Here is a 14,608-nt window from a genome sequence, read left to right on the forward strand (position 1 = left end):
CCAATGACCAGATCGAAACTGATTCTATTTATTGTTGGGCTATTTTGTACTCTCACCCTTTATTCACAGCAGAATAACATCCTGTTCAAAAGAATCACCATCAATGAAGGTCTGTCCCTCAGCTCAGTCTACTGTATTTTTCAAGATTCGAAAGGGTTTATGTGGTTTGGCACGGAAGATGGATTGAATCGTTACGATGGTAAAAATTTTACAATTTACAGAAGCAATCCTGAAGATTCCAATAGTATTTCCTACAAATGGATCGAGCAAATAATTGAAGACAGTACTGGAAACTTATGGTTTGGTTCAAGAGGAGGATTAACCCGGTTTAATCCGGTAACGGAAATTTTCACACAGTACAGAGGCATAGAACCTAACCGCCAGTTAAGTAATGACACAATCACTCACCTGTTTGAAGATCAGAACAATCGATTATGGGTAGGCAGTCTAAAAGGAATTACCTGTATAAATACCAAACTTGGAGTTATTGAGAAGGATGAATATCCCAAAGGTTTAAATTCAAAGATCAATTGCTTTCTTGCTGACAGTAAAAACTTCTGGATTGGTACTGAGCTTGGACTTTTTTACTATGATTCAGAACAAAAATCATTCAAAGAAATAGAACTCCTAAAATCCGGTTCAAAATGGAATGTAACAAGTCTTGCAAACACCGATAAATATTTATGGGTTGGAACCAGCAATGGTGTGATTTCGATTTCAAAAAATTCATTAACTGTAGATGCACAAAACTTTTTAAACGGACTGCATATAGAAAACATATTACCAGACTCGGCAAATGGCTTATGGGTAGTTACCAATAATGCTCTATTCAGAAAAGATAATTCTTCTGAAAATTTCCACAAAGCAGTAAGATCGTTCGAGGTGACTAACAGTCTTTCGATAAATACAAACAAACCAATATTAAAAAGCAGCAATGAAGAAATATGGTTTGGCACATTTGGATCAGGAATCTATCGGATTAATCCATTAACCAATCAAAAATCACACTACCAAAACAATTCTGCAGATCCTCAAAGTTTATCGGAGAACTCAATAAACTGTATTTACGAGGATAGAAATGGAATTATTTGGATTGGAACATTTGGTGCTGGAATCAGCATCTACGATCCTCAATCTCATAAATTTGAACTTTTTAAAAATAATCCTTTAAATAAAAACAGTTTAGTCAGCAACTTTGTATGGTCTGTCTGGGAAGATCACAATGGCGACCTATGGATTGGAACAAACAACAAAGGCATTTCAAAATACATCGTAAAAAGGGATAGTTTTGTTCATTACGATGTGCGGAAATCAGATAATTCACCCTATTCGGCTATACGAAAAGTGCTTGAAGACAGGAAAAATAATATTTGGATAGGAACAGATGGTGAAGGGTTATTCAAATTAAATCCAATTACAGGTCATAAAACTCAATACAAACACATATCGAATAACAATACTTCTCTTTGTGACAATTCTGTCAGGGTAATTTTTGAAGACAGTGAAGGAATTATTTGGGTTGGAACCCGAGGCGGTTTAAGTCGTTACCATGACAAAACCAATAATTTCACACAATACAAACATATTGAAGGAGATACAAAAAGCCTATCGCACAACTTCATTTATTCAACTATATATGAAGATTCAAAAGGCCTGTTATGGATTGGCACATACGGAGGCGGTTTAAATATTTACGATAAAAAAACAAACACATTTAAGAGTTATCAATACAATAAAAACAGGAAGGATGGTCTTTCCGACAACGTTGTTTTCTCTGTTTACGAAGACAAGAATGGCATATTTTGGCTGGGAACAAACAATAAATTAAATCGTTTTGATGCTAAAACAGGTCTGTTTTCTCATTTTGGCACGGAAGAAGGTTTACCCAATAATGTTGTTTACGGAGTATTGCCTGATGATTTTGGAAACCTCTGGCTGAGTACAAATAATGGGATTTGCAGATTTTCAACAAAAGACTACTCAGTAAAAAACTTTACAGTTGATGATGGATTACAAAGCAAAGAATTTAATGGCGGAGCTTTTCACAAAGGGAAAAGTGGAAAATTATATTTTGGAGGCGTTTATGGTTTAAATGCAATCGATCCTAATATTAAATTCATTGAAGAAAGAACCTATAATGTTGTCCTTACCAAACTCGAAATTCATGGACAAAAAGTTCGGGTTTCACATTCCAATGTCAAAAATTCCAATAATCTTATTCATTATTCAAAAGCAAACGACTCGTATTATCTCAAAAAGAGTATTGCCTACACTGACAGCATTGAACTCGAGTACGCCCAACGTTTCTTCTCTATAGAATTTTCGTCGTTATCGTCTTTTTCGACAGACAAGATTAATTACACTTACCAATTACAAGGTTTGGAAAATAAATGGGTTCATTCAGGAAATCGCAACTATGTATCCTACTCCAATCTCTCGCCTGGTAAATACGTATTTAAGGTAAAAGCTCAGAATCAAGACAAACAATGGACTGAACATTCAAAAGAATTGTTCATTAAAATATTTCCACCATTTTACCTGACATGGTGGTTTATTCTTCTTGAAATAGTAATTGGAACGATAATTACAATTTTTATTTACCGATTCTTACTTAATACCAGAACCAATAAACTGCTAATTCAACAAAACGAAAGAATCAGAAGCACAAACCTGCAATTGAAAGAATTGAATGCCACTAAAGACAAGTTCTTTCGAATCATTTCTCACGATTTAAAAAATCCATTCACAAGTCTGCTTTCAATAAGTGAAATGATTCATGAAAATTATGATTTAGTGGAAGATCAGGAAAAAAGAACTGGCATTAAGAAAGTTCATGAATCGGTAAAACACATTTATACATTATTAGAGAATCTCTTGACCTGGTCAAAATCACAAACGAATAAAATTGATTTCCATGCTGAAATATTTAACCTGACTGATTTAGTTGAGCAGTCAATTTGTTTGTACAGCGCATCAGCTGAAAAAAAAGAAATTAAAATTATTTTGCTCAATTCTGAAAAAAATCTCGCTTTTGCAGATCAAAATATGTGCAGCTTAATTATAAGAAATCTCATTAACAATGCAATAAAATTCTCAGAGCCAAAAAGTCAGATTGAGATTGATATACAAGATAAAAATGACTTTCTGGAAGTTCAAATTACAGATCATGGTATTGGCATCGCGAAGGAAAATATTGATAAACTTTTCCGTATCGACTTAAAATACAAATCAACAGGTACTGCCGGCGAAAAAGGAACAGGATTAGGTCTTTTGCTATGTAAAGAATTCGTAGAATCGAATGGTGGTAAAATTTGGGTTGAAAGTACATTGGGCGAAGGAAGTACTTTTCACCTTCATATTCCCCGATCTAAATAAGTTGTTTAAATACCAAAACATATAGTAATGGTTTGATTTTCGCTATAATTTAAAGATATTTGCACCTGTTAACCTAACGAGAGACTAAGCAAATATTTACTTGATGAGAGATAAGGTTCTTCAATTGGCGAAAGAAAAGAATGCAGTTATTCTTGCCCATTACTATCAAACTCCTGACATTCAGGAAATAGCCGATTTTAAAGGTGATAGTCTGGCTCTGGCGCAAAAGGCTTCGGAAGTAGATGCAGACATTATTTTGTTTGCCGGCGTTCATTTTATGGCTGAAACAGCCAAAATATTAAATCCTACAAGAAAAGTACTTCTGCCCGATTTAGAGGCCGGATGTTCTCTTGCTGAATCGTGTCCGGCAGATGATTTTCGTAAATTTAAAGCACTTCATCCCGACCATATTGTTATTTCATATATCAATTGTACTGCCGAAATTAAGACTTTATCTGATGTGATCTGCACATCAGGAAATGCTGTTCAAATTGTTGAATCCTTTCCTAAAGATCAGAAAATAATTTTTGCTCCTGATAAAAACCTTGGGCGATACATAAATGAAGTAACCGGCAGGCAAATGGTTCTTTGGGATGGAGCCTGTGAAGTTCATGATATCCTTTCTTCGGAGAGAATCATGAAAATGAAAATTGAAAATCCTGATGCTGTACTTATTGCTCACCCGGAATGCGCGCATCCGGTATTATTACTTGCCGATTTTGTTGGCTCAACAACAGCCATGCTGGATTACACTAAAAACAGCGAATCTAAAAAATTCATTGTTGCAACAGAAACGGGAATTCTTCATCAGATGCAAAAAGATTCTCCTGACAAAGAATTTTTAATTGTTCCTGCAGATGAAACATGTTCTTGCAATGATTGTGCTTATATGAAGCTGAACACAATGGAGAAGTTATACTTGGCACTAAAAAACGAACAACCTGAAATCATTTTACCAGATGATGTTATGGAAAAGGCAAAAGCACCAATTGTTCGAATGCTTGATTTATCGAGACACCTGATTAAATAAGTTTAAAACATACAATATAAAAGGGAGATCAAAATGGTCTCCCTTTCTTATAATGTAAATATTGAAATTTTAGTTTCTTATACTTTCAGGAGAAATACCTGCTAATTCACAAGCCTCCTCAAAATGCAGATCGTCTAACGCTTTGTAAAGAACAGCAAAAGCTGAATGTATCCAAACTATCGAGACCAATACTCCTACAAACAGACAAATAAGTCCTAAAATAATGACTAGGAATGATAATATTCCCATTCCAAAAATTGTCCAAAAGTAGCCTTTGCTCAAATAAAAGCTAAGCTTAACAGCCTGTATTGGATCTACCTTTTTATCCATTATTAAAAAGGGAACGAAAATCAACTTGCAAACCAAATAAATTCCCGGAATAATAAGAAACAGGAAGCCTACTCCAACTATTCCAATCACCAACAAATGGCTTAATATCACAAATAGAAACTTCTTGAACCCATTCAAAATTTCTTCAAACTGAGGTTCCTTTTTTCTTGATGCTTTCAAAAACATCCAATCTACACCATAACTAAATGGAGTAACAACCAATAGGTAATAGATAAATCCGAGAAATTTGAACGATGCCAAACCGATCTTAAATGAATCGCTGTCATCCCATCCCATTTGATTAAATCCCATGGGTATATCAATAACTCCGGAAACAATGATTGCAAGTAATAAGATTAAAAAGTGTTTTTTCAGAACACTCCATCCTTCTTCAAAACAGCCACCTACAGTCGGGAATACTTTTAAAATAAGATTCTCTTTACAATAATCTACTCTCATAAACCAAGCCTGCTAATATTAATTAAATTATATCCTTCACATTCATCTATAAATAATAACCCTCGCCAGTGAACAATTATTTATGCCATTTTAGATAAATATAGAACATATAAGGCTTGTAAAAAAACACGAACAAAAAAATAAATCAAAAAATGATAGGGTATTTTATTCATAAAGCATCATAGTAGTAGAAGCAAGAAAATACACGATCGGTTTTCTCCTAATTTTAAAATTATTATCAAATAAAATAAATCGCCATGAAAACAAAAATTAGATTTTATTTCGCAATCATTCTTTCTGCCTTTTTGTTTTTCTCTTTCAGCAATGCAATGGCAGCGGAGGGAAATAATGTTAAGAAAGAAAAAACTAAAGTACAACAGGTTATTGACACCTTAAAATATGATGTTTACAAAGGGAAAGTTCAGGATTCCAAAACAAATGAACCTCTTATGTTTGCAACAATTGCTGTTAAAGGTGTTAATGTTGCTACAGTATCGAACAGCGATGGTGAATTTCTATTGAAAATTGCTAAAGACCTTCCTGTTAGCAAGATTGAAATCACCTATATCGGATACAAAAATCTTGAAGTTTCTATTTCTTCATTAAAGGAAAAGAAAAATATATTGAAGCTGGAATCAGTTACTATTCCTTTGGACCAAATTAACATTTACCCATTAGATCCTCTGTTTTTAGTAAAAAGTATTTTGGCTAAAATCGGTCAAAATTACCCTAAAGACCCAAATATGATGAAGGGTTTTTACCGCGAAACAATTAAGAAAAACAGAACCTATGTAGCTATTTCTGAAGCTATTGTAAATATCCACAAAGCGGGATACAAACAATTAAAAGATGATCAGGTACAAATTTACAAAGGACGTAAAAGTCAGGATGTAAAGAAAATGGATACATTATTGTTCAAATTACAGGGCGGACCGAACACATCATTACTTTTAGATGTTGTGAAAAATCCTTACAATCTGCTTTCCGATGATTTTATCGAAAATTATAATTTTTCAATCAAATCAATTACTAAAATTAACGACAAGATTCATTACGTAATTGAGTTTAAGCAAAAAGAAAATATAGATATTCCGTTGTATTACGGATTACTTTATATCGAATCGACAAATTTGGCCCTGTCAAGTGCAAAATTTAGCTTAAACCTAAGTAATACAGAGGAAGCCAGTCGAATGTTTATTAAACGTAAACCTGCAGGTGTAAAAGTAACTCCTACCTCAGCCGATTACATAGTTAACTATACTGAAAAAGATGGCAAATGGTATTTCAATTATGCCAGAGGTGAGATTAATTTTAAATGCAACTGGAAACGTAAACTATTCAACACCAACTATAGCGCAATGACTGAAATTGCAATTACCGACCGTGACGAACAGAATGTTGTGCGCTTTAGAGGAGATGATAAATTTAGAGCAAATCAAATAATGGCTGAAGAAGTAAACAACTTTGCGGATGCTAATTTCTGGGGAGAATACAATACAATTGAGCCAGACCAATCCATCGAGTCGGCAATTCGGAAATTGAGAAGAAAAGCCAGATAATGAAATTTTGAATTCAAAACATACTTGAATTAGTTATCCTACAGCCATTAGCAACTGAATTTAAAACAAGAAAAAAGAACCGTTCACTCATGCTTGGGGAAACATGAGAATATTCAGAACGGTTCTTTTCATCAATAATAATATTGCAGATCTTTCCTCTAATGATTGAAAAATCCTAACTTAGAAAGTATTACAAGCTTTTTAAAATACGGGAAGAGATACGAAAATGCCGGAAGATACAGATACGATACTTAAACACATACAAAGAGGTAATTTACAAGAGTTTGAAAAATTATTCAGAGCATATTACCCTTTACTATGTCATTACGCACTGCGTTTTGTGAAAGACACAAATCAGGCTGAAGAAATTGTTCAGGAATTGTTTTGTCAGTTATGGGAAAACAGAAAAGATTTAAAAATACACACCTCACTAAAAGCATACCTTTACAAAGCTACTTATTTTAATAGCTTGCAGGTTTTGCGTAAAAGAGGCGTTAAAACACAGTATGAAAAATACATTAAAAACAACAAGCCGGAAAGCTCATTACCAATAGATTCGGTTGAAGAAAAAGAAATTTACAACATTGTTCAAAAAACTCTTGCAAACTTACCCGATCGTTGCAGTAAAATATTTAAAATGAGTAGGTTTGAAGGCTTAAAATATCAGGAAATTGCCGATAAGTTATCAATTTCGGTTAAAACTGTTGAAGCAAATATGGGAAAGGCATTAAAAGCCTTCCGAAAAAATTTAAAAGATTACGTTGGAATTATTGTGCTATAAACAAAATGAAAGAAAATACATCACATAAAATTGAGTGGGAAATCATTTCAAAATACCTTAGTGGAGAGATGAGTGCAGAGGAAAAATTGGCATTTGAAAAGTTAATTGATTCCAATCCTGAGTATGCAGAAATTGTTTCTGCATCCGATAAAGATTTGGGTCTAATTCAAGAGGTTAACGAAATTCAACAACAATTTAATGTTGACGCAGCCTGGTCGGAGGTAAAATCCAATTTAAGCGATTTTAAAAAGGCAAATACCACGAAGGTAATTCCTTTATTTTCGCTCCAAAACACAAAAAAACTCATACAGATTGCAGCCATGCTAATTATTGCCATTGGCCTTGGACTTGCATCATATCATATTTACAATGACAAACTTGCTCCTTACCAAAGTATTTCATCGGAATTGAATGAAAGTGGTAAATCCATTACATTGGCTGATGGTTCTATTGTAACACTTAATGGCAAATCGGAATTGGTTTACGAAAGATCATTTGCAGGAAAAGAAAGAAGGGTAAAATTAACCGGGGAAGCTTTTTTCTCAATTGCTAAAAATCCTGCCAAACCATTCATCATTTCAGTGGGCAATGCTGAAATTAAAGTTTTGGGCACCTCATTCAACGTGAATGCTTCCAATAAGCATGTTGAAGTTTTAGTTGAATCGGGTAAGGTTCAATTCTCACTTGCAAAAGAACCTGATAATAAAATTATTCTTGAAAAGGGTGATTTTGGTGTTTTACAGGAAGATTTTCTGGAAAAAAGAACACAAAACGATGAAAACTATCTTTCATGGAAAACTCAGTTGATGGTTTTTAAAGCGATGAGTTTACAGGATGTGGCTAAGGTTATTAACCGAACCTATCAGGTTAACATTCAATTTAACGACACAGCAATTCAAAATTTACCGATCACCACATCATTCAATAAAACACCTCTTAATGACGTTCTGGAAAACTTATGCCGGCCACATAACCTGACATATGAGAAGAGTGGTTCTCAAATTACAATAAAAAAAGAGCTGAAATAATTTATTGCTAAAATGAAAAGAAGAAAAACATATCAGAATTTAGTACAAAGCATCCTTTTAAATGCTCTGTTGGTACTTATGATATGTTTCACTCAAAAAGTCAACGCACAGAATTCGCTCTTACAAAACAAGATTTCAGTTGATCTTTCAGAACTTAGCATTAATGATGCCTTGGATTCAATTGCAGCAAAAAACAACTGCTATTTCACCTACAATTCTGATTTATTTACAAATAAAAAGAAACTTAGTATTAAAGCTGATGAAGTTGAATTTGAAATTTTACTGAGGAAAATAGTACAGGATACCAGCCTTACGTTTCAAGTAGTAAACAAGCATATTATTATTGTTCCCGCAAAATACAAAACAGATAAACCCCTTACTTCAAACATGATTCCTTACATTTCGTACCGAAACATTAGTGGCAAAGTAACGAATCAATCAGCTAAAATATCTCTGCCATACGCGAGCATTGGGATTAGAGGCAAGCATATTGGAACAATTAGCAATCAGGATGGGGAATTTGCCCTTACTCTTTCATCGGAAAATAGTAAAGACACACTTGTTGTTTCCTATGTTGGATTTAAAAATTTTGAAATCCCGGTTTCCGATATCTCAAATACAAAACTTCAAATTAAACTAAAAGAGGATTTTATTTCGCTTCAGGAAGTGGTGATTCGAAACAACGATCCAAAATCAATAATAAAGGCTGCTGTCAATAGAATAGAAATCAATTATCCGCAAAACGCCTCCAATCTAACCTCTTTCTACAGGGAATCTGTACTTAAAAACAACAGGTATATGATTTACCTCGAATCTGTTTTAGATATATACAAATATCCTTATTCGGAGAACGAACTAACTGATAAGGTGAAAATATTTAAAAGCCGCAAAATTTATGACGTATCCCGCCTGGATACCATCTCTTTTAGATTAAAAGGAGGCATTCAAGGATGTTTACTATTGGATATTGTCCAAAATCAACCCGAATTTTTGAATCCTGAATTTATGGATCTATACACCTATCGTTTATCCGATATCAGCACATTCGACAACAAACCTGTTTATATTATTGATTTTAAGCCAAAAGAAAATATCACCACACCTCTGCTGGAAGGCAAACTAATAATTGAAACCCGAAGTCTGGCAATTATTGGTGCAGAATTTGGCTATAATCAAAGCCGGCTGCCCGAATTAACCAATCGTTTTATTAGCAAGGCAAATGCTAAAACCAAAGTTAGACCAGCGCTAATTCAATATTCCGTAAACTACCGAAATATTGATGGTAGATATTACTTAAATCACACTTTAGGAAATTTAAAATTTAAGGTAAAAAATAAAAGAAAATTGTTTTCACAGACTTTCTCTACAACTTTCGAAATGGCAACAACAAAATTGGACACCATCAATGTCCGGAAATTTAAGCATCGCGAAACAATCGCGCCAACAACAATTCTTTCCACTGAAAACCTAAGCTACGATAACAAATTCTGGGGCAACCAGACATTTATTAAGCCCGAAGACAATATTAAAGAAGCCATTAAAAGAATCAGCAGCAGCATGCAGCAGGTTGCAATGGATACGAGTAAAACTGAATAGAATTTAAAGTATCCATGACATACATTTGTCCCACCTGCAAAAGAAAATTATCGGGCCCAAACCAATATCACTCGTGCTTTATTACCGATAAAGAGACTCATTTACAAAAAATGAGTCCGGCTATTTCAGAATTATTTGAAGCACTTCTATCTTACCTGATAACATTCGAAAAGCTTGAAATTATTTATTTAAAGACCTGTGTTCAATGTAAGACAGGTGCAACTTTTTTATCCATATACACAAAAAGAAATCATCTGATATTGGAGTTTCAACTGCAGCGGGAAGAAGATCAATTTCCAATTTACCTGTGCAAACGAATATCTAAAAACCGGGTACTTCACCGCATTGCCGTTGGCGGATTATCCGAGTTTGATCAACAACTAAAAAACTGGCTGAAGGAAGCTTATCAAACCATCAGGAAATAACCGCATCATGTTATAATACTTCCCATTGAAACAAAATATTCTAAAAGTCTTCCTATTTTTGTATTTCTTTACAAAAAAATAATAAATCAGTAACTTCATTAAATGGGAAGTCGAATAAAAAAAATAATACAAAATTCAATTGGAATACTAATTGGTTCCGTATTCCTGTTTCTCACTTTGCGTGAAAAACCAATGGCTCCGGTATGGGAAAGCTTAGCAAATGCTGACTATTTTTTTATACTGCTTAGCTTCGTATGTTTATTCATCATTTTTTACCTGCGGGCCTTGCGTTGGAAACTGCTTATTGAAGAATCCGGAGAAAAACCAAAATCAGATAAAGTACTAACCTCGGTACTGCTAGGCTACTTCGTGAATAGTTTTACTCCAAAATTCGGAGAAATAATTCGCTGTACATCTCTGCAAAAAACAACTAAAGTTCCGGTTTCTGTATCCATGGGAAGCGTTATGGCCGAGCGGGCTTACGATTTACTGATTTTAGGCCTTGGTGTGTTTGCTGTATTTTGGGCTGAACTGGATCGTTTACAGGGAATTATGGACTCTACTATTGGTGGAATTTCTCATATTTACGGCTACCGCTATTTGTATGTAATTCCAATTGCCATACTTGTTCTTTTTATCCTTTTTCTGGTTAGCTTACGCAGAATAAAAAAATCAGAGCGTCGTCCGGTAAAAAAGATCGTTGAATTCTTACAAAGTATGTTTCTATCGCTTAAGCAAGGCTTGCTTCTTAAGAAAAGATTCCAGTTTATTGTATTAACATTGCTAATCTGGACAATGCTCGTTGTATTAAATTACATCTACCTGCTTTGTTTGCCTGAAACATCAGGATACTCATTCAGTTTTGCAATTGTGATTCTGTTTATTGGCGGAATTGGCTGGGCTTTACCTAGTCCCGGCGGAATTGGAACAACTCATTTCTTGCTTCTGCAGTTATTCCTTGCCTTTCAGTTGGATCCAAATGCGGGAATCAGCTTCGGAATTCTTTCCAATGGTTTAACTTTTATTGGTACCATTGCAATTGGTGGTTACGGCTATTTCAGATATTGGACAGAAACCAAAACTTTGGAAAAAGCAGCAAAAGCATAAATCATGCTCCCTTTCAGCAACAAGCTTCTTATGAATTCAACAAAACCATATTTTACACCTATCTTTGCACGATAAAATTATCTGAATACAAAAAATGAAATTTAGTCAATATAGTTTTTCCCCCGATATTAAAAGAAATTTAGACGGTTTGGGTTTTAACAGACCAACCGATATTCAATTTAAAGCCATTCCTCCAATTGTGCGGGGAGAAGATGTGCTTGCCATTGCACAAACCGGAACAGGAAAAACAGCTGCATTTGCGATTCCTATTATCGATAAACTACACAAAGCTAAGAATAACAAAAGCAGCAACGGCATTAAATGTGTTGTAATGGTTCCTACCCGCGAGCTGGCCATTCAAATTACCGAAGTTTTTCAAAAAATTGGAAAGCATACCAAAGTAACCAGTTTTTGTGTGTTCGGAGGTGTTGAACAAGCTCCTCAGATTGCAAGTTTACAAGGTGGAATCGACGTATTAATTACAACACCCGGCAGAATGTTCGATTTAACCAGTCAGGGATTTATTCAGCTTGATAAAGTAGAAACCCTGGTTTTGGACGAAGCCGATCACATGTTGGATTTGGGTTTTATAAAAGACATACAGGATTTGATTCGTTTTCTTCCAAGGAATCGTCAAACCTTGTTTTTCTCTGCAACCATCACGCCTAAAATTAAAAAACTGGCCTATTCTCTGGTTCGAAGTGCAATTCGTATTCAAATTTCACCAAAAGATCCTGTATCCAAGAACGTAGAGCATGGAGTTGCCTTTGTGAAAATGGATGATAAACGTTTCTTTTTGGAACGAATGATTAAGGAACATCAGGAAAGTAAAATATTGGTTTTTGTGCGAACCAAAGTAAGAGCGGAACGTGTTCACAAAGCCATGGAACGTGTAGGAATAGAAACACAAACCATTCATGGAGACCGCGAACAGGATGATCGTTTAATTGCCTTAAATGCTTTTAAAACAGGAAAGGTAAAAATCTTGATCGCGACAGATGTAAGTGCCCGCGGTATCGATATTCCCAATGTTGATTATGTGGTAAATTATGACATGCCCGATGTCGCCGAAAATTACGTTCACCGTGTGGGTAGAACCGGACGTGGTGTTCAAAAAGGTTTGGCCATTTCTTTCTGCGACCCAACAGATGAAAAACAATTATTAGCTGAAATAGAAGAGTTCACCGGCACCGAAATTCAGGTAATGGACATATCGAAAGGAGAATACACTGCAACTATCGATTTTTCTGAAGATTACTCGAAAAGCTTAAAAGAACTAATGGACGAAGCAGAAGATTTTCTGCAAAATCCGAAAAAGAAAAGTGTGAAAAAGAAAACTCCTGCGAAAAAGGCAGCGAAAAAGAAAAAAAAATAAACAATACGAAATAAACAAAACCTCAAAACCAAAATGGATTTGAGGTTCTTTTTTTAAGGATAAACTCTATACCTGACAACAATAAATAGGCCTGATTCTTTGCATTTCGGCAAAAATCGAAATATATTCGTTCCTCCTAATCTAAATCAATCAACTATGCAATCACTAATATCTCCCGAAAGCAATTTAACCTTGTTTTTCGTGATAGCTGGAGCAGCAGCTTTTGGTCTCTATTCCGAACACAAAAAATGGTTTGGCAAACTATCCGGAATTTTGGTTACCATGATATCCATGTCACTGCTTGCAATGGCCGGTGTGGTACCGGTAGCATCTAACCCAACCATTAAAGTAGATGTATACGATATGGTATTCTCCTATTTTATCCCCATTTCTATTCCCATGTTGCTGTTCAGTTCCAACATCCTTAAAATTGTGAAAGAGAGCGGAAAGCTATTGGTGGCCTATATTTTAGGTGCTATTGGAATTGTACTGGGATGCTTTATTGCATTTTGGTTAATTGATTTAGGTGCAGATTCAGGAAACACAGCAGGTGTAATTGCTGCCACACTTATTGGTGGAAGTGTTAACTTCATTGCCGCGGCCGAGATATTAAATTTCAGCACCAATCCATTATTTACAGCAACTATAGCTGTTGATAATTTTGTATCGAATTTGTATACACTATTTCTGTTCCTTACTCCTTCTCTCCTGTTCTTATCCCGCTTTTTTGTGAAACCTAAGAAAGAAAATGAAGAGGAATCTGCCACATCATCCGACAAAGCACAATTCCCAATGAGTTTGGAGCGGGTAGCCGTTTCTGTATTTATTGCTGCCTTAATTGCCGGATTGGGAAATCTTCTTTCTCCCTATCTTCAAGACTTATTGCACACCAAATTAAACCTTAGCATATTGGTGATTACAGTTTTAGCAGTGCTTGCCGCTAACCTGTTCCCAAAGAGACTAAAACCATTGGAAGACACCGCCTTTTCGCTTGGTTTGTGGATGATGTACATCTTTTTGGCGGTAATTGGTGCAGCTACCAACATGACACAAATATTTAGCATTGGCCCTGCTGTACTGGGATTTTACCTAACCATTATGCTCTTCCATTTCCTGTTTATGCTCGCTGTGGCCAAACTATTCAAACTGGATGTTTACGAAGTGGTAATTTCATCGGCAGCAAACATTATGGGGCCATCAGTTGCTGCTCCAATGGCAGCATCTATGGGACAAAAGAAGCTGGTGACACCCGGAATTCTGGTTGGTATTTTGGGTTACATCATCGGTACCTTTATTGGTGTTTCCATTGCCTTGTATTTAAGCTAGATCGAATCAAAAAATATAAACAAAATGGCTTTGCACATTTGCAAAGCCTTTTTTATTGATTAAATACAAGCACAAAATCAACACCGAAACCCTCCAGTTTCGGTGTTTTTATATCTCGCTCACAGCAGAATATATCCGAGCAAAGAATTACTTCCAGTTCACTTCCTTTTATTGTTCCAAATTGCACATGGAATCTACTTCGCACTAAAGCGAAGAG

11 protein-coding genes are annotated in these 14,608 nt (G+C 35.1%); 10 read left to right on the forward strand and 1 reads right to left on the reverse strand.

From position 1 onward, the window contains the following. Positions 1 to 3: 3 nt before the first annotated feature. Entirely contained in the window at positions 4 to 3,375 is a 3,372-nt protein-coding gene (locus ACY0M5_RS15360) for a two-component regulator propeller domain-containing protein (protein ID WP_461629738.1), read from the forward strand. A 103-nt stretch (positions 3,376 to 3,478) separates the two neighbouring features. Beyond that, entirely contained in the window at positions 3,479 to 4,405 is a 927-nt protein-coding gene (nadA, locus tag ACY0M5_RS15365; protein ID WP_461629739.1) for a quinolinate synthase NadA, read from the forward strand. Positions 4,406 to 4,474: 69 nt separating this feature from the next. Here the strand turns inward: nadA and ACY0M5_RS15370 are convergent, their stop codons facing one another. Beyond that, positions 4,475 to 5,194 carry a hypothetical protein gene (locus ACY0M5_RS15370; RefSeq protein WP_461629740.1) on the reverse strand — a complete coding sequence of 240 codons (720 nt, stop codon included), beginning with the start codon at positions 5,192 to 5,194 and terminating at the stop codon, positions 4,475 to 4,477. Between the two features lie 257 nt (positions 5,195 to 5,451). Between ACY0M5_RS15370 and ACY0M5_RS15375 the strand changes: the two genes are divergently transcribed. The 8 genes from ACY0M5_RS15375 to ACY0M5_RS15410 all read left to right on the forward strand — a co-directional run bounded on the left by ACY0M5_RS15375 (position 5,452) and on the right by ACY0M5_RS15410 (position 14,391). Next, positions 5,452 to 6,753: a carboxypeptidase-like regulatory domain-containing protein gene (locus ACY0M5_RS15375; RefSeq protein ID WP_124992737.1), complete on the forward strand. Its 1,302-nt coding sequence runs from the start codon at positions 5,452 to 5,454 to the stop codon at positions 6,751 to 6,753. Positions 6,754 to 6,979: 226 nt separating this feature from the next. Further along, positions 6,980 to 7,534 (forward strand): RNA polymerase sigma-70 factor, encoded by a 555-nt coding sequence (locus ACY0M5_RS15380; protein ID WP_124992736.1) that lies wholly within the window; start codon positions 6,980 to 6,982, stop codon positions 7,532 to 7,534. A gap of 5 nt (positions 7,535 to 7,539) precedes the next feature. After that, positions 7,540 to 8,562 carry a FecR family protein gene (locus ACY0M5_RS15385; protein ID WP_156196602.1) on the forward strand — a complete coding sequence of 341 codons (1,023 nt, stop codon included), beginning with the start codon at positions 7,540 to 7,542 and terminating at the stop codon, positions 8,560 to 8,562. Positions 8,563 to 8,574: 12 nt separating this feature from the next. Then, complete coding sequence (locus ACY0M5_RS15390; protein ID WP_461629741.1) at positions 8,575 to 10,158, forward strand: carboxypeptidase-like regulatory domain-containing protein; 1,584 nt, start codon at positions 8,575 to 8,577, stop codon at positions 10,156 to 10,158. A gap of 14 nt (positions 10,159 to 10,172) precedes the next feature. Further along, entirely contained in the window at positions 10,173 to 10,583 is a 411-nt protein-coding gene (locus ACY0M5_RS15395) for a DUF5655 domain-containing protein (protein ID WP_461629742.1), read from the forward strand. Between the two features lie 102 nt (positions 10,584 to 10,685). Then, complete coding sequence (locus ACY0M5_RS15400; protein ID WP_124992732.1) at positions 10,686 to 11,690, forward strand: lysylphosphatidylglycerol synthase transmembrane domain-containing protein; 1,005 nt, start codon at positions 10,686 to 10,688, stop codon at positions 11,688 to 11,690. A gap of 94 nt (positions 11,691 to 11,784) precedes the next feature. Beyond that, positions 11,785 to 13,065: a DEAD/DEAH box helicase gene (locus tag ACY0M5_RS15405; protein ID WP_124992731.1), complete on the forward strand. Its 1,281-nt coding sequence runs from the start codon at positions 11,785 to 11,787 to the stop codon at positions 13,063 to 13,065. A 156-nt stretch (positions 13,066 to 13,221) separates the two neighbouring features. Continuing rightward, positions 13,222 to 14,391 (forward strand): DUF819 family protein, encoded by a 1,170-nt coding sequence (locus ACY0M5_RS15410; protein WP_124992730.1) that lies wholly within the window; start codon positions 13,222 to 13,224, stop codon positions 14,389 to 14,391. Positions 14,392 to 14,608 lie beyond the last annotated feature (217 nt).

It is taken from the genome of Labilibaculum euxinicum (genome assembly GCF_963678175.1).
Classification (GTDB): Bacteria; Bacteroidota; Bacteroidia; order Bacteroidales; family Marinifilaceae; genus Labilibaculum; species Labilibaculum euxinus.

Excerpts from the sequence above, each read along its gene's own strand:
- ACY0M5_RS15360 (WP_461629738.1), top strand. The coding sequence starts at position 4 with ATGACCAGATCGAAACTGATTCTATTTATTGTTGGGCTATTTTGTACT.
- nadA (WP_461629739.1), top strand. The coding sequence starts at position 3,479 with ATGAGAGATAAGGTTCTTCAATTGGCGAAAGAAAAGAATGCAGTTATT.
- ACY0M5_RS15370 (WP_461629740.1), bottom strand. The coding sequence starts at position 5,194 with ATGAGAGTAGATTATTGTAAAGAGAATCTTATTTTAAAAGTATTCCCG.
- ACY0M5_RS15375 (WP_124992737.1), top strand. The coding sequence starts at position 5,452 with ATGAAAACAAAAATTAGATTTTATTTCGCAATCATTCTTTCTGCCTTT.
- ACY0M5_RS15380 (WP_124992736.1), top strand. The coding sequence starts at position 6,980 with ATGCCGGAAGATACAGATACGATACTTAAACACATACAAAGAGGTAAT.
- ACY0M5_RS15385 (WP_156196602.1), top strand. The coding sequence starts at position 7,540 with ATGAAAGAAAATACATCACATAAAATTGAGTGGGAAATCATTTCAAAA.
- ACY0M5_RS15390 (WP_461629741.1), top strand. The coding sequence starts at position 8,575 with ATGAAAAGAAGAAAAACATATCAGAATTTAGTACAAAGCATCCTTTTA.
- ACY0M5_RS15395 (WP_461629742.1), top strand. The coding sequence starts at position 10,173 with ATGACATACATTTGTCCCACCTGCAAAAGAAAATTATCGGGCCCAAAC.
- ACY0M5_RS15400 (WP_124992732.1), top strand. The coding sequence starts at position 10,686 with ATGGGAAGTCGAATAAAAAAAATAATACAAAATTCAATTGGAATACTA.
- ACY0M5_RS15405 (WP_124992731.1), top strand. The coding sequence starts at position 11,785 with ATGAAATTTAGTCAATATAGTTTTTCCCCCGATATTAAAAGAAATTTA.
- ACY0M5_RS15410 (WP_124992730.1), top strand. The coding sequence starts at position 13,222 with ATGCAATCACTAATATCTCCCGAAAGCAATTTAACCTTGTTTTTCGTG.